The following is a 14695-nucleotide window of genomic DNA, read 5'->3' on the forward strand; positions in this document are numbered from 1 at the left end:
TCCCGGCTCCTGCCACCGCTTTGTGACCGGTTCAAAAACCACCCGTGTCGCACCCGTTGACTTCCGCCCCCTCCGGCTCTAGTTTCGGCCAGCCGAAATGTTCGGTGAGCCGATCCTTGTTCGAGATATCGATCCCTGGATATCCATCGAAGGAGCCGCATGTACCCCCCTCCCCGCACCGACTCCCCCGGTTTCAGACGCCGTTGCAGAAACGCCGCCGTACGCGCCCTCGCCCTGGCGACGACCGCGACGGCCGCCCTGCTCCTGGCCCAGCCGGCGGCCGACACCTCGGCCGCCCCACCCGTCACCCGACTCGACGCCGCCCCGGTCGCGGTGACGGATCGTCAAATCCCCGTCCCCAAGGCCCCGATGGGCTGGGCCTCCTGGAACGCCTTCGCCGCGAAGGTCGACTACAACGTGATCAAGCAGCAGGTCGACGCGTTCGTCGCGGCCGGGCTGCCCGAGGCCGGCTACGAGTACATCAACATCGACGAGGGCTGGTGGCAGGGCACGCGCGACAGCGCGGGCAACATCACCATCGACGAGGCCGAGTGGCCCGGCGGCATGAAGGCCATCGCCGACTACATCCACAGCAAGGGCCTGAAGGCGGGCATCTACACCGACGCCGGCAAGGACGGCTGCGGCTACTACTTCCCCACCGGCCGCCCGGCCGCGCCCGGCAGCGGCAGCGAGGGCCACTACGTCCAGGACATGACGCAGTTCTCCCGGTGGGGCTTCGACTTCGTGAAGGTCGACTGGTGCGGCGGCGACGCCGAGGGCCTCGACCCGAAGACGACCTACCAGGCGATCAGCGACGCCGTGGCCACCGCGAGCGCCACCACCGGCCGCCCCCTCGCCCTCTCCCTGTGCAACTGGGGCTACTCCAACCCCTGGAACTGGGCACCGGGCATGGGCCCGATGTGGCGGACGAACACGGACATCTTCTACCACGGCCAGACCTTCACGTACGGCAATGTGCTGACGGCCCACGACCGGAACCTGCACCCCACGGCCCAGCACACCGGCTACGTCAACGACCCCGACATGCTGATGGTCGGCATGGGTCTCACCGCCGCCCAGGACCGCACCCACATGAACCTGTGGGCGATCTCCGGCGCCCCGCTGCTCGCCGGCAACGACCTCTCCACCATGACCACCGAGACGGCGAACATCCTCAAGAACTCCGAGGTCATCGCCGTCGACCAGGACCCCCGCGGCCTCCAGGGCGTCAAGGTCGCCGAGGACACCACCGGCCTCCAGGTGTACGGCAAGGTCCTCTCCGGCACCGGCAACCGCGCGGTCGTGCTGCTCAACCGCACCTCCACCACGCAGAACATGACCGTCCGCTGGTCCGACCTCGGCCTGACGAACGCGGCGGCGACGGTCCGTGACCTGTGGACCCGTACGAACGTCGGTACGCCCGGCACGAGTTACACCACCAGCGTCCCGGCGGGCACCTCGGTCATGCTCACCGTCAAGGGCGGCACCGAGCAGTCGGCGAGCACCTACAACGGCACGTCGAGCTTCTCCGGCGTGGTCGCCGGGAACACCGGCCTGAAGACGGTCGACGTCTCCTACACCAACAACACCTCCGCCGCCCGGGTCGCCACCCTCACGGTCAACGGCCAGACCCCCACCAAGGTCTCCTTCCCGCCGACCGGCTCCAGCCCCGGCAACATCTCCGTGCAGGTCGGCCTGACCAAGGGCTCCGCCAACACGATCGCCTTCTCCGGCGCGCCCACCCTCGAAGGCATCGTCGTACGGCCGCTGCCCGGCACCAACGCCACACTCGTCACCGGGACGCAGTCCGGCCGGTGCGCGGACATCAACGACAACTCCATCACCAACGGCACCGACGCCCAGCTGTGGGACTGCGGCGGCGGCCTGAACCAGCAGTGGGCCTACAACTCCGCCCGCAAGGAGCTGGTGGTGTACGGCAACAAGTGCCTCGACGCCTGGAACCGCGGCACGACCAACGGCACCCGCGTCGTCATCTGGGACTGCCACGGCGGCACCAACCAGAAGTGGGACGTCAACAGCGACGGCACGATCACGAACGTCAACTCCGGACTGTGCCTCGACGCCTTCGGAGCGGCCACCGCCAACGGCACGAAGCTCGTGCTGTGGGCCTGCAACGGCCAGAACAACCAGAAGTGGAGCCTGACATGAGCGAGATGAGCGACATGAACGGCGGGCCCGGCCTCTCCCGCCGCATGTTCCTCGGCACGGCGGCGACCGTGCCGCTGGCCGCGACCGGCGTGCTCACCCTCGGCGCCGGCACCGCCCACGCCGCCGACTCCGCTTACGCGATGGTCTACTTCACCGAGTCCACCACCATGCTGGAGGCGGACTACGGCCTCCACCTCGCCGTCAGCCAGGACGGTCTGAACTGGACCCCGCTGAACCAGAACGCGCCCCTGGTCACCCCGACCCAGGGCGCCGGCGGCCTGCGCGACCCGTTCCTGATGCGCAAGCAGGACGGTACGTTCGTCGTCCTGGCGACGGACCTCAAGGGCACCGACTGGAACTACAACAGCACGTACATCCACGTCTGGGACTCCGCCGACCTGCGGACCTTCACCGGCTACCGGCGGCTGAAGCTCCACGACATGACCAACACCCACAGCTGGGCGCCGGAGGCCTACTGGGACGCCTCACGCAGCCAGTACGGCATCCTCTACTCCTCGGTGAACAGCAGCGGCCACAACGTGATCATGGTCAGCTACACCACCGACTTCGTCACGTCGACGAGCCCCCAGGTCTTCTTCGACCCCGGCTACGACATCATCGACGGCAACCTCACCATCGGTGTCAACGGCGTCAACTACCTCTACTACAAGCGCAACCAGCAACTGGTGGGCGCGCGGTCGACGTCCCTCACCCCGGGCAGCTTCACGCCGTTCAGCACGCCTGTCGCGCAAGGGGGCACCGAGGCCCCCACGGTGGTGAAGTCCCTGACGTCCTCCGCCTGGTACCTCTGGGGGGACACGTACACCCCCAACGGAGTCTTCTACGTCTGGCAGTCCAACGACCTCGCCTCCGGCACCTGGACGGCCCTCGACCAGAAGCTCTACACCCAGCCGCTCAACTCCAAGCACTGCGGCATCCACCCGATCACGTCGACGGAGTACACCAACCTGCTGGCCAAGTGGGGCGCCCCCACGTGGAACCGCCTCAAGTCGTACAACTACCCGTCCCGCTACGTCCGCCACAGCGGCTTCGTGGGCCGCATCGACGAGTACCCCTTCGACCCGTTCCCGGACTCCCAGTGGAAGCTGGTCCCGGGCCTGGCGGACTCCTCGGCGGTCTCCTTCCAGTCGGTGAACTACCCGACCCGCTACCTCCGCCACTACAGCTACGCCCTCCGCCTGGACGCGAACGACGGCACGTCGACGTTCGCCGCGGACGCCACGTTCACGCGCGTCGCCGGCCTCGCCGACTCCACGTGGTCCTCGTTCCGCTCGTACAACAACCCGACCCGCTACATCCGCCACAGCGGCTACCTGCTCCGCATCGACCCGATCTCGACGGCGACGGAGCGGGCGGACGCGACGTTCCGGGTGGGCTACTGACGCCCGGGGCGGAGCCGGGATCCGGCTCCGCCGCCTGAGCACGCCCTCGCGCCGGTCCGGAGCCCCAGCGGCTCCGGACCGGCGCGGGCAGATCGAACGGAACGGACCGAACGGGGCGGACCGACAGGGCGGACCGAACGGGGCGCGCGTCCCCGCGGACACCCCGCTCGACCGCACCGTGGGCCACGTGGACGAGCTGGCCACCGGGCGCCACGCCTCGACCTTCACGGGCATGGTCCTGGACGAGGACTCGGCCTCCCTGGACGTCTACCGCATCCCCTCCGCGTCGAGTACGCCGCCCAGGCGTACTTGCAGTGACCCGCCCGAGCGGGAGATGCAACGACCCCGAAGATCCGCTATAGTTGATCTCGAGCCGCTCACCGGAAAACAAACTCCCGGTAGTACTCAATGCGTTGGTGGTCCAAGGAAAGACGCCCCGCTTCCTGCGGGGAAATGCAGGTGCAAGGCCTGCCCGGCGCTCCACAGAATGAGCCCCGCTTCACGACACGTGAAGCGGGGCTCATCGCGTTTCACCGGGGATCACGCCTTCTGCCGCTGCCGGCTCAGCAAGAGGGCTCCCCCGACCCCCACCACCGCTGCCCCCACCGCTCCCGCAGTCATGAAGCCCCCGTCGGAGCGCCACGAGAGCACCGACCACCGGGACTGCGCGGAGAACAGGGACCCCGTACTCAGCCACGATCCGGTCGAGATCAGTGACAGCGAGGAACCGATCGAGCCGACGGACAGTGCGCTCCCGATGGAACCGATCGACAAGGCCGAACCGACGGACCCCACGGAGAGCACGGAGCCGACCGACCCGATCGACAGCACGGAGTCCTGCGACCACAACGACAGCACCGAACCGGAGGATGAGCAGGAGGAGGACGAGGAGGAGGACGAGGAGGAGGAACGTCGGACGGACTGTACGGACGACTTCGTCATGAGGCCATCCTGCCCCTGGCCGACTCCCGGGCGGAGCCTTCCGCGGAGGACGGCCGGAAACGTGTCGGCTCGCCCGCAGCTCGGCACCGGAGCCTCGCCCCACCCACCCACCGAACGTTGCCGCCCCGTCCGGCGTCCCAGTGGTGACCGTCTTCGAAGGGGACCACACCATGCCGACGACCACTGCCGTACGACCCCGTCCCCGCGCTCTGTCCACCGTCGCGACGGCGGGGGCACTGATGTGCGCGATCTCCGCGATCTCCGGGTGCTCGGAGGAGTCGCCGACGACCACGAAGCCATCGGCACTCGTCTGGAAGGAACCGGCGTCCTACACCTACACGCTGAGGTCGACGCAGGGCGAGCGGCCGCTGATCGGGACGTTCAGGGTGACGGTCCGGGACGGGAAGGTAGTGAAGGCCGTCGGGCTCGACGACAGCGGTCGCCACGTGGTGGACCGATCACCGCACCACATACCCACCATCACGGACTTGTTGCAGCAGGTGGAGGCGGCACGCGAGGAGGGCGCCGACACAGTCGACGTCACGCACGCGGCGGACGGCCGTCCCGTCTCCATCGCCATGGACTGGGACGAGGACGCGATCGACGACGAGGCGGCGTACGCCCTCAGCGATTACGAGGCACTCGGCTGACTCAGGTCCCGGATCGTGCCGCCCACCTTGGCCTTCAGCTGCTTGAGCACATTGGGCTTGGCGGATACGGCCCAGCGCGGCCCGACGAGGTACTTGCCTCCGTAGATCGCGGCCGACTCCAGCCAGACCTCCTTCAGCTCGTCCTTGGGGAAGGTGGTGATCAGGTAGTCGCCCGCAGAGGTCTGGCACACACCCTCACGCAGTTCCTCCGCCTCGGTCCGGATCTTCACCTCGCACCCCGTGAGCTCGGCGATCACCTCGACCCTGGCCGGCGCGACGACCGCGGCGACCGGGCTGGACTCCTCACCCGCCTTGCCCGAGCCCTTGTCACCACCGCCCCCACTGCACGCCGCCACCAGGGGCAGGACACCCAGGCCCACAGCCAACGCAACCCCCCGCGACAGCTTCCTCACCATGCCCTGATCTCCGTTCGCCTTCTCCGCACCGAGAGCACTCGGCAGGGGATACGTAGAAACGCGGCCGGTTACTCATTCGCAGGCACGGCCAAGTGACCTCATCGCCAACCGCCCTTGAAAGCAACAGCGTTGACGGCCATGCCCCTACCTCAGAAGTAGCTCAACAACCTGTTGCCGTGCGGACCACAGGAGTAGATTCCATGACCGCCAACACATTGGGGAAGAATGGTCCCGGACAGAACAAGCGCGGCATCTTCCATTGCCAAATCAGTCGCCCTCGCAGCTGCAACCGCACTCCTCATCTCAGTATGTGCCACGCAGGAGCAGCAGCGTTATCAAGGGAACGCGTTGGAGGGTGGCATCCAGGAGAACGGGATCGCTGGAAGCGAGAACGTGAAGGTCGGGGAGACATGGTGGTTCGCACTCCCCGTACCCACCAACAGGTCCGCCGAGCCGATCGAAATCACCGGGGCATCCATCACGCAGGTGTCCGAAGGGATAAAGGTCCTGCAATACGGTGCCTACAGCCTTGAGGACACCGAAGGGCTGGCTCTGCTGGTGAAGGAGGGCGAGGAATTGACTCCACCGTTCGCTGCGCTGCGCGACCACTCCGACAAGCCCGTGAAAGTAGCTCCCCACGCGTCGAGCGACATCTATTACCTGGCAAGGCTGAAGATCACCAGCCTTCCCGACCAGGGCGCCCGCTACTGCAGGTTCGTCTATCGGCAGGGCGGTCGAGAGTTCACACAGACACTGGACTGCGAAGTGGCACTGACAGGTCAGACCTGAACCCAAGACAGCGACGCCAGATCGCTGATGAGAGGTCTGGCCGAGCGCGCCTACGGGTGTGTGTCCGTGATCGCGATGACCTTGTCGAGGTGGTCCAGGGCGGCCTGCAAGTCGTCGATCTTGGCCTGGATGCGCTCGCGCTCGGCTCGCAGCATGGCTCGTTGCTCGGCGTCGGTGTGCCCGGCGTCCCAGCACGGCAGGAGTTCGGTGATCCTTCGGCTGGTGAGGCCGGCGGCGAACATCTGCTGGAAGAAGCGGACCAGGGGGATGGCGTCCTGCCGGTACAGGCGCTGGCCGGACGGGCTGCGCTCCGCGATGAGCAGCCCTTGCTGCTCGTAGTAGCGCACGGCGCGCACTGAGACGCCGGCACCTCGTGCCACCTCCCCGATGCGGATCAACCGCTCGGACGCGGTCCCTGTGACAGTCATGGTGATTCCTCTCACCCCTGGCCCTGACGACCAGCAGTTGCCTCTGACGCCAGCGTCAGGTTTTAGCGTACCGGCCATGGACATCAACAACTCCGTCGCCCTTGTCACCGGAGCCAACCGCGGCCTGGGCCGCGCCTTCGCCCAGCGCCTGCTCGAACGGGGCGCCCGCAAGGTCTACGCGACGGCCCGCCGTCCGGAGACCGTGGACCTGCCCGGAGTCGAGGTGCTGCCCCTCGACATCGCCGATCCCGCATCCGTGAGGGCCGCCGCCGAGGCCGCCCCGGACGTCTCGCTACTCATCAACAACGCGGGAATCAGTACGGGGACCGACCTGGTGACCGGTTCGCTGGACGCGGTGCGGCACGAGCTGGAGACCAACATGTTCGGCCACCTGGGAATGATCCGGGAGTTCGCGCCGACGCTCGCCAGGAACGGCGGGGGCGCGATCGTCAACGTCCTCTCCGCCATGTCGTGGTTCGGGGGCAAGGGGGCCAATGCCTACCACCTGACCAAGGCCGCCGCATGGGCCATGACCAATGGCGTCCGCCTGGAGCTCGCCGAGCAGGGCACGCTCGTCACAGCGGTACACCTCGGCCTGGCCGACACCGACATGGCGGCAGGCTGGCCCGTGGACAAGATCGCTCCGTCGGACCTGGCCGACGCGGCGCTCGACGGTGTCGAGGCGGGCTCCGCCGAGGTCCTCGCCGACCGGTGGAGTCGGGACGTCAAGTCCCGTTTGCCGCTGGCACCGGAAGAGTTCAACGCCGCAATGGACCGCGCCCTGGCGGCGCTGATGGCGGCCTGAGGCGCCGGCCCTCTCACGGCGGCACGCCTACCGAAGTTGCTCTGGATGAAGAGGTCGTGGGTGCGAATCCCGCCCCTCCGAAGGAGAAGTACTAGGTCAGAGCCACCTGGACCACGCGATCAACTTCGTAGGAGGGGCGTCCGCCACCCCTTGTCCACGTACGCGAAGCGGCGCCCGGACCTCGTAGGAGGCCGGGCGCCGCGTCAGTGGGCAGGTGGGACGAGGGCTACGGGGCGGTCACGCGCCCGTGCTGCCCGCGCCCCTGCGGCGGGTCACGATGAAGATCGCGCCGCCCGCTGCCACCAGGCCCGCCGCGCCGATCGCGATCGGGATGGCGTTGCCGCCGCCCGTCTCGGCGAGGTCGCCGGGGTCGCCGCCGTTGGGGGACGGGGCGACCGGGGTGGAGTCGGAGGGGGACGGGGAGGGGGACGACTCGGTCTTCGGGGTGTCGTCGGCCGGCGGGTTCTCGTCCGCCGGGGGGTTCTCGTCCGCCGGGGGGTTCTCCTCGGCCGGGGGCTGCTCCTCGGCGGGAGGGTTCTCCTCGGCGGGCGGCTGCTCCTCCGCCGGCGGGTTCTCCTCGGCCGGGGGCTGCTCCGTCGTGCAGTCCTTCGTGCCGCCGTTCCAGGCCGCGATCAGCTTGTCCTTGATGACAGGGCGGTCGGGGCCCTTGGGGACGTCGCCGTGCTCGAAGCCGTCCTTCGCGTCGAGCTTGCCGTCGAACTTCACGGCGCCCCGGTACAGGTCGATCTGGGCGTAGCAGCCCGCGTCGGGGACGGCGATGTCGAGGGAGTCCGTCGCACCCCGCTTGACCGTGACCGTGTCGAAGTCGACGAAGACCTGCTCGCCGGAGGTGGCGAAGGTCGGGCCGTGGGCGAGGTAGGACGCGAGGGAGACCGTGCAGGTCGTGGCGTCGGAGGCGGCGCGGACCTTGATGTGCACCTTGCCGTCGTCGCTGGGCTTGAGGTTCTGGTCGTCGAGCTTGACCCAGTCGGCGAACGTCACGCCGTCCAGCGAGAACTCGCAGCGGTCGGTCTCGGTGGCCGTGCCCGCGCCCTCGCCGGGGGCGTAGCTCTTCTTGCCCCAGCCGTCGCCGCCGGGGGTGCCGGTGGCGAAGGCCGGACCGGAGACCGCCGCGGTCAGCGCAAGAGCGGCGATGCCCGTCCCCACCAGGCGGCTCACGATGACACGTCTCGCTATGGACATGCAGATCCCATTCTCGAACTCGGAACGTCGGTACGTACGAGGCCCTGGGCGCGGCGGCAGCACGGCAGCACGAGGCTGCCGGAGGCCGCGCCGGGGGTGAGTGGTCGAAGAAAACACCGGACTCAGGGGTCACTTGAGCCACAGGGTGTGGACATCGTTTACCAAGGGGTAAGGGCTGTCAACCTCGGGAAAGGCCGGTCCGACTCGGGTCCTCGACGGCCCGTCAGACACATCCACACCACACACGGGGCGCATATGGGGCACAAAGGGAATCAGTTCCTCCGGGAAACCATGAGGGCCTCACGCGCACCCCAAGAGCAGGTCGCCCCACCGCAAAGGGTTCGCCAACTCATCTCTTCGCCCAAGGGAGTTGATAGGGGACGGATTTGACAAGGCGCCTGCCGCTCCCGACTCTACGTTCATGACATCCATTTTCATTATCGGCGTCGAGGGTGCCGCCGAGAGCGAGCGGGGTGACGGTCCATGCGCGTGGCCTTCGTAGGCAAGGGCGGCAGCGGCAAGACGACGCTCTCCGCGCTCTTCGCCCGGCACCTCGCGCGGTCGGGCGCGCCGCTCGTGGCGATCGACGGTGACATCAACCAGCACCTCGCGCACGCGCTCGGTCTGGACGAGGACGCGAACTTCGCCGCCCCGCCGCTGAGTTCCCGCACCGGTGAGATCAAGGACCTGCTGCGCGGCACCAACCCGCGCATCGTCTCCCGGGAGGCGATGGTCAAGACGACCCCGCCCGGCCGGGGGTCACGCCTGCTGCGACTCCTCGGCGACGACGACCTGCACGCCCGGCACGTCGAGCGCGTGGGCGACGTGCCGCTCATGGTCACCGGCGCCTTCGACGAGAGCGACCTCGGGGTGGCCTGCTACCACTCCAAGCTCGGCGCGGTGGAGCTGTATCTCAACCATCTCGTCGACGGGCCCGGCGAGTACGTCGTCGTCGACATGACCGCCGGCGCCGACGCCTTCGCCTCCGGGCTCTTCACCCGGTTCGACATGACCTTCCTGGTCGTGGAGCCGACGCGGAAGAGCGTCTCCGTGTACCGGCAGTACCGGGAGCACGCCGCCGAGTTCGGTATCCCGATCGCGGTCGTCGGCAACAAGGTCACCGGCGAGGACGACCTGCTCTTCCTCAAGGAGCACGTGGGTGACGACCTGTTGGCGTACTGCGTGCAGTCGTCGTACGTCCGCGCGCAGGAACAGGGGCGGGAGCAGGGAGAGTTGGAGGCCCACAACCTGCACGCGCTGACCCGGCTGAAGGACGCCGTCGACGCCCGCACCAAGGACTGGGCCACGTTCCAGCGCCACGCCGTCGAGTTCCACCTCCGCAACGCCGCCGCCTGGGCCAACGACGCCACCGGGCACGACCTGGCCGCCCAGGTGGACCCCGAGTTCCGCCACGGACCGGAGGCGCCGGCCTCCGCCGGGGCCACCACCCCCTCCGCAGTCTCCTTCTGACCAGAACTGACCAGAACAGGAACATCCATGTCGCTCGACGTCTCTCCGCAGCTGCTCGCCGATGCCGAGAAGGGCGAGGTGCGGGAGGAGGAGTTCGTGGAAACGGTGCGTACGTCGCTGCCGTACGCCTACGAACTCATCGCCTCACTCGTCGGTGAACTGCGGGCGGGTACCGCGCCGTTCGCCGACAACCAGACTCCGCCGCCGTCGGAGAAGGAGCGGGGCCAGCTGCTGCGGGCGCTGTCCAGCGACGCGATCCGGGGGAGCCTGGAGCGGCACTTCGGGGTGGCGCTCGCCTTCCAGAACTGCCACCGGGTGGCGGTCTTCCCGACCGAGGCGCGCGGCGGTGAGACGTACGCCCGCTTCACCTCGCTGCGGTCGCAGATTCTCAACCAGTCGCCGGAGTTCCGCGACTGCTGACGGCCGGGCCGGGCGGCCGGACTGCCGGGCGGTGGCGCTTGGCCCGGCCGGGCGCTTGGCCGACCGGGCGGTCGGACTGCCGGACGGACGGACTGCCGGACGGACGGACTGCCGCCGTGTGACAGGCATGAATCAGCCATCGACTGCCCCCTCCGCACCCCTCTCGCGGAGGGGGCGGTCGATTCTGCATGGGGGAGCTCGGGGGGCGTACAGGGGCGCATTAGCGGCGTACAGCTGCATCGGGGGTGGGAACGGGGGCGGCCGCGGGGGCGGCTTCGGGCTGGGCGTGTGGGCGGCTTCGTCCCTATTGCGCCCGATCCCCCACCGAGCCCGCCTGAGCGCGAAACGGTCCTGGCGGGCTCGGTGAGGGCGGTCGGGTGCCTGGTGGGGGCTCGACGGGGCCTTGCGGGGCCTGGTGCGAGCCGGTCCGTACGCCCTGGCGTGCGGCCGTGCGATATGCGCCGTCACAAGTTGGCCTGCTTGCGATCACACAAGGTGAATAATGGGGCCGGAGGGCGTCTCAGCGACAGAGAGGGTCGCCGTGGGGACCGACAGGGACAGTGCCGTTTCCCGTCAGCGCTTCGACGTGGCCGACGCCGCGCCGTTGCTGATCGACGCGGACGGGTTCGTGACGAGCTGGACCCGGGACGCCGAGCGGCTCTTCGGGTATCCCGCGGCCGAGATCCTGGGCCGCAGCGTCCGGACGCTCCTGTTCGACGAGGACGGCGAACGCATCGGCTCACTGGCCGAAACCCATCGCGCCCTCGGCGGCTGGTCCGGCCTCCTCACCGCCCGCCACCGCGACGGCCACCCCATCAGGGTGATGGTCCGCGTCGTCCCCACGCACGAGGCGTCGACACTCGCGCCGGGTCAGGCGGAGGGCGGGGCACTTTCGGAGGGTGGAGCACTTTCGGAGCGTGGCGCGTCTTCGGCGAGTGCGGCCCCTTCGGCAGGCGGTTCCGGTTCGGCCGGGTCGCGGGTCTTCGGTCGTGCCGTCGGTGCCCCGGCCTCGGCAGTGGTCCCCGGCGTCTGGCCCGCGCCGCGTCCCGGATATCCCGAGGCGCCCCGAAACGACGCGCCGTCCGAGCCCCCGAGCCGGTTCGCGACCTCGTCCGAGGTCGGGCGTGCCACCGCTCGGGAGGCCAGTGCCAGTACCCGGACGGGGGCGGGGCCCGGAAACACGGGGAGCCCGCCCAAGCCCGCCCCGCCACGGACCACATCCCCCCGGCCCACATCCCCCCGAACCGCACCACCAGCGACGCAGGGCGCCCCCCAGCCGCCCGCACCCCCCACCGGCCGCGCCTGGCCTGCCGCCCGGCACTCCAGTGGCCCCACGGCCCGGCAGACCACCCCCGTGCCCGACTCCCCGCCCCCGACCGCCTCCCCGTCCGCCCGCCTGCCCTTCTCCCCCTCCCCGTCCGCCCCCGCACGCCCCTCTCCCTCGCCGTCCGCCCCGGCCTCACCCTCCCTCGCTCCCGATCCCCTCAAGCCCGCCCACTGGGTCGCTCTCGTGTCCGATGCCACGCAAGCCCCCGGCTGGGACATGAGCCGGACCGTGCTGGAGCGGATGACGGCGTGGTCGCCGGTCGGGATAGCGATCGTGGACACGGATCTGCGGTTCGTGTGGTCGAACGCGGCGTTGGAGCGGTTCGGCGGCGGCCGGGCGCACGAGAGGGTGGGGCTGCGGCTCGCGGAGGTGCAGCCGGGGCTGGACGCCGAGCGCATCGAGGCGCAGATGCGGCGGGTGCTGGAATCGGGCGTGCCGGTGCTGGACTACGAGCACGTGGGCCGGGTGCGGTCCGCGCCGTACCGCGAGACCGCGCACGCGATGTCGTTCACCCGTCTGGAGGACGACCACGGGCGGCCCATCGGCGTGTACTACACGGTGGTCGACGTGTCGGAGCGGCACCGCGCCCGCACCCGGCTCGCCCTGCTGGACCGCGCCGGTGAGCACATCGGCCGCACCCTCGACGTACGGCGGACCGCGCAGGAGCTGGCGGACGTGGTGGTACCGGCGCTCGCCGACTTCGTGACCGTGGACCTGCTGGACTCGGTGCTGCGCGGCGCCGAGCCGGGCGTGCTCGGCGACGGTTCCGTCCCCCTGCGGCGGGTCGCCCAGCAGTCCGTGCACGACGGGGTGCCGGAGGCCGACCTGGAGGTCGGCGCGGTCGCCTCCTACGCGGCCGGATCGCCGCCGGTGCGCGCCCTGGTGGACGGCCGTTCGTGGTCCGAGCCGCGGCTGGACCCCCTGTCGGCGGAGTGGGCGAGGGCGGACCCGGATGGCCGGGCGGTGCCCGCGGAGGCGCTCGGACTGCACAGTGTGATGATCGTGCCGGTGCGGGCGCGCGGCATCACGCTCGGCATCACCACGTTCTTCCGGCGCGACCGGCTGGACCCGTTCGACGCGGTCGACCTGGGTCTCGCCGAGGAACTCGTCGGCCGGGCCGCCGTCTGCGTCGACAACGCCCGCCGGTACACGCGCGAGCGCGACGCCGCCCTGGTGCTCCAGCGCAGCCTGCTGCCGCGCCGGCTGCCCGAGCAGGACGCGGCCGAGGTCGCCGTCCGCTACCGGCCCGCCGACGAACTGACCGGCCTCGGCGGCGACTGGTACGACGTCATCCCGCTCTCGGGTGCCCGTGTCGCCCTCGTCGTCGGCGAGGTGGCCGGCCACGGCATCGACGGCGCCGCCGCCATGGGCCGTCTCCGTACGGCCGTACGCACCCTCGCCGACCTCGACCTGCCGCCGGACGAGGTGCTCGCCCACCTCGACGACATGGTGGCGAAGTCGGCGCGGCAGGAGGGCGCCGAGCCGGGCGGGGGCAGCGGCCAGACGGTCGGGGCGCGCTGTCTGTACGTCGTCCACGACCCGGTGTCCGGCAGGTGCGCCATGGCCGCCGCCGGGCCGTTCGCCCCGGCCCTGGTCGCCCCGGACGGCACGGTCACCTTCCCCGAGCTTCCCGAGGGGCCCGCGCTGGGCGTGGACCAGCAGCCCTTCGAGGCGCTGGAACTGGACCTCCCCGAGGGCACCGTCATCGCCCTGCACACCGACGGACTGCTCGCCGAGGCCTCACGGGAGGCGCTGTGCCGCGCCCTGGCCCGGCCCGAGCCCTCCCTCGAACGGCACGCCCAGCGCGTCCTGGACTCCCTCGCCCCGGCCAGCCCCACCGACGACGTCGCGCTCCTCCTGGCCCGCACCCGGCGGCTGCCCGCGCACCGGGTCGCGTCGTGGGAGCTGCCGGCCGACCCGGCGCTGGTCGCGGAGGCCCGCAAGACCACCTCGCGGCAGCTCGGGACGTGGGGGCTGGACGAGCTGGCGTTCACCACCGAACTGATCGTCAGCGAGCTGGTCACCAACGCGATCCGGCACGCGGCCGGGCCCATCCGGCTCCGGCTCGTCCTCGAACGCACCCTGATCTGCGAGGTCTTCGACGGCGGCGCCACCGCGCCCCACCTTCGCCACCCGCGCACGACCGACGAGGGCGGCCGCGGCCTGTTCCTCATCTCCCAGTTCACCCAGCGCTGGGGTACCCGCTTCCTGCCCGAGGGCAAGGTGATCTGGGCGGAACAGTCCCTGGCGGACCAGTCGACCCCGGATCCGACGACAGCCGAGCCGACCGGCCAACAGCCGCCGCCGCCGACGACGACGACGACGACGGGGCAACGACCGACGGCCGCTCCGTCGGCGGCCGGAGAGTCGCCCGCGGGACGGTGGACAGCTGGGGAACCGGCCGGATAACAGGCGACCGCAGACCGTCGGCGGGGCGGCGGCTCGTCGGTCGGCGGGGCGGCGCAGCGGGCGGGCGAGCGGCGGCGTAGCGGGCGGGCAACGGCGACCCGGTCGGGGGGCTGCGCCCCAGTCGGTCCGGTCTAGCCGTAATCCGTCGGGTACGCCATGCGAGCCCCCCTCCGGTGAGCCGTCCGGGTGAACCCGCCGGGCGGGCTCCGGGCCCTCCGCCACTCCACCACCCCCTCCCTCACCCCTCCCTCACCCCTCCCCTCC

General features: G+C 70.3%; 12 protein-coding genes. 8 read left to right on the top strand and 4 right to left on the bottom strand.

Going from position 1 to position 14695, the window contains the following annotated elements; all coding sequences use genetic code 11:
• Positions 1-159: 159 nt before the first annotated feature.
• Positions 160-2169 (top strand): ricin-type beta-trefoil lectin domain protein, encoded by a 2010-nt coding sequence (locus tag K1J60_RS21195; protein ID WP_220647577.1) that lies wholly within the window; start codon positions 160-162, stop codon positions 2167-2169.
• A 14-nt stretch (positions 2170-2183) separates the two neighbouring features.
• The gene (locus tag K1J60_RS21200; RefSeq protein ID WP_220651602.1) at positions 2184-3572 is read left to right on the top strand and encodes a glycoside hydrolase family 43 protein; all 1389 of its coding nucleotides are present in this window, start codon (positions 2184-2186) and stop codon (positions 3570-3572) included.
• Positions 3573-4112: 540 nt separating this feature from the next.
• On the opposite strand, the gene K1J60_RS21205 is transcribed toward K1J60_RS21200, so the two are convergent.
• The gene (locus tag K1J60_RS21205; protein WP_259407842.1) at positions 4113-4514 is read right to left on the bottom strand and encodes a hypothetical protein; all 402 of its coding nucleotides are present in this window, start codon (positions 4512-4514) and stop codon (positions 4113-4115) included.
• A gap of 170 nt (positions 4515-4684) precedes the next feature.
• Here K1J60_RS21205 and K1J60_RS21210 point away from each other — a divergent pair, with 170 nt between their 5' ends.
• Positions 4685-5164: a DUF6174 domain-containing protein gene (locus tag K1J60_RS21210; RefSeq protein WP_220647578.1), complete on the top strand. Its 480-nt coding sequence runs from the start codon at positions 4685-4687 to the stop codon at positions 5162-5164.
• Here the strand turns inward: K1J60_RS21210 and K1J60_RS21215 are convergent.
• The gene (locus K1J60_RS21215) at positions 5146-5580 is read right to left on the bottom strand and encodes a hypothetical protein (protein WP_220647579.1); all 435 of its coding nucleotides are present in this window, start codon (positions 5578-5580) and stop codon (positions 5146-5148) included. The two genes, K1J60_RS21210 and K1J60_RS21215, sit on opposite strands and share 19 nt — an antisense overlap.
• Before the next feature lie 225 nt (positions 5581-5805).
• Here K1J60_RS21215 and K1J60_RS21220 point away from each other — a divergent pair, with 225 nt between their 5' ends.
• On the top strand, positions 5806-6369 hold the full coding sequence (locus K1J60_RS21220) for a hypothetical protein (protein ID WP_220647580.1): 564 nt from the start codon (positions 5806-5808) through the stop codon (positions 6367-6369).
• 50 nt (positions 6370-6419) lie between these two features.
• Here the strand turns inward: K1J60_RS21220 and K1J60_RS21225 are convergent, their stop codons facing one another.
• Positions 6420-6797 carry a MerR family DNA-binding transcriptional regulator gene (locus K1J60_RS21225; protein ID WP_220647581.1) on the bottom strand — a complete coding sequence of 126 codons (378 nt, stop codon included), beginning with the start codon at positions 6795-6797 and terminating at the stop codon, positions 6420-6422.
• A 76-nt stretch (positions 6798-6873) separates the two neighbouring features.
• Here K1J60_RS21225 and K1J60_RS21230 point away from each other — a divergent pair, with 76 nt between their 5' ends.
• Complete coding sequence (locus K1J60_RS21230) at positions 6874-7602, top strand: SDR family oxidoreductase (protein ID WP_220647582.1); 729 nt, start codon at positions 6874-6876, stop codon at positions 7600-7602.
• Between the two features lie 237 nt (positions 7603-7839).
• Here K1J60_RS21230 and K1J60_RS21235 read toward each other — a convergent pair whose 3' ends face one another.
• Positions 7840-8805, bottom strand: coding sequence for an LAETG motif-containing sortase-dependent surface protein (locus K1J60_RS21235; RefSeq protein WP_220647583.1), 966 nt, complete (start codon positions 8803-8805; stop codon positions 7840-7842).
• Between the two features lie 483 nt (positions 8806-9288).
• Between K1J60_RS21235 and K1J60_RS21240 the strand changes: the two genes are divergently transcribed.
• From K1J60_RS21240 to K1J60_RS21250, 3 genes are all read left to right on the top strand, one after another.
• The gene (locus tag K1J60_RS21240; protein ID WP_220647584.1) at positions 9289-10275 is read left to right on the top strand and encodes an ATP-binding protein; all 987 of its coding nucleotides are present in this window, start codon (positions 9289-9291) and stop codon (positions 10273-10275) included.
• 27 nt (positions 10276-10302) lie between these two features.
• On the top strand, positions 10303-10695 hold the full coding sequence (locus tag K1J60_RS21245; protein ID WP_033530495.1) for an SCO5389 family protein: 393 nt from the start codon (positions 10303-10305) through the stop codon (positions 10693-10695).
• A gap of 541 nt (positions 10696-11236) precedes the next feature.
• On the top strand, positions 11237-14431 hold the full coding sequence (locus K1J60_RS21250; protein ID WP_259407843.1) for a SpoIIE family protein phosphatase: 3195 nt from the start codon (positions 11237-11239) through the stop codon (positions 14429-14431).
• The last annotated feature ends 264 nt before the right edge of the window (positions 14432-14695 follow it).

The organism is Streptomyces akebiae (assembly GCF_019599145.1).
Lineage (GTDB): Bacteria > Actinomycetota > Actinomycetes > Streptomycetales > Streptomycetaceae > Streptomyces > Streptomyces akebiae.

Excerpts from the sequence above, each read along its gene's own strand:
- K1J60_RS21215 (WP_220647579.1), bottom strand. The coding sequence starts at position 5,580 with ATGGTGAGGAAGCTGTCGCGGGGGGTTGCGTTGGCTGTGGGCCTGGGT.
- K1J60_RS21200 (WP_220651602.1), top strand. The coding sequence starts at position 2,184 with ATGAACGGCGGGCCCGGCCTCTCCCGCCGCATGTTCCTCGGCACGGCG.
- K1J60_RS21220 (WP_220647580.1), top strand. The coding sequence starts at position 5,806 with ATGGTCCCGGACAGAACAAGCGCGGCATCTTCCATTGCCAAATCAGTC.
- K1J60_RS21225 (WP_220647581.1), bottom strand. The coding sequence starts at position 6,797 with ATGACTGTCACAGGGACCGCGTCCGAGCGGTTGATCCGCATCGGGGAG.
- K1J60_RS21210 (WP_220647578.1), top strand. The coding sequence starts at position 4,685 with ATGCCGACGACCACTGCCGTACGACCCCGTCCCCGCGCTCTGTCCACC.
- K1J60_RS21230 (WP_220647582.1), top strand. The coding sequence starts at position 6,874 with ATGGACATCAACAACTCCGTCGCCCTTGTCACCGGAGCCAACCGCGGC.
- K1J60_RS21235 (WP_220647583.1), bottom strand. The coding sequence starts at position 8,805 with ATGTCCATAGCGAGACGTGTCATCGTGAGCCGCCTGGTGGGGACGGGC.
- K1J60_RS21245 (WP_033530495.1), top strand. The coding sequence starts at position 10,303 with ATGTCGCTCGACGTCTCTCCGCAGCTGCTCGCCGATGCCGAGAAGGGC.
- K1J60_RS21205 (WP_259407842.1), bottom strand. The coding sequence starts at position 4,514 with ATGACGAAGTCGTCCGTACAGTCCGTCCGACGTTCCTCCTCCTCGTCC.
- K1J60_RS21195 (WP_220647577.1), top strand. The coding sequence starts at position 160 with ATGTACCCCCCTCCCCGCACCGACTCCCCCGGTTTCAGACGCCGTTGC.
- K1J60_RS21240 (WP_220647584.1), top strand. The coding sequence starts at position 9,289 with ATGCGCGTGGCCTTCGTAGGCAAGGGCGGCAGCGGCAAGACGACGCTC.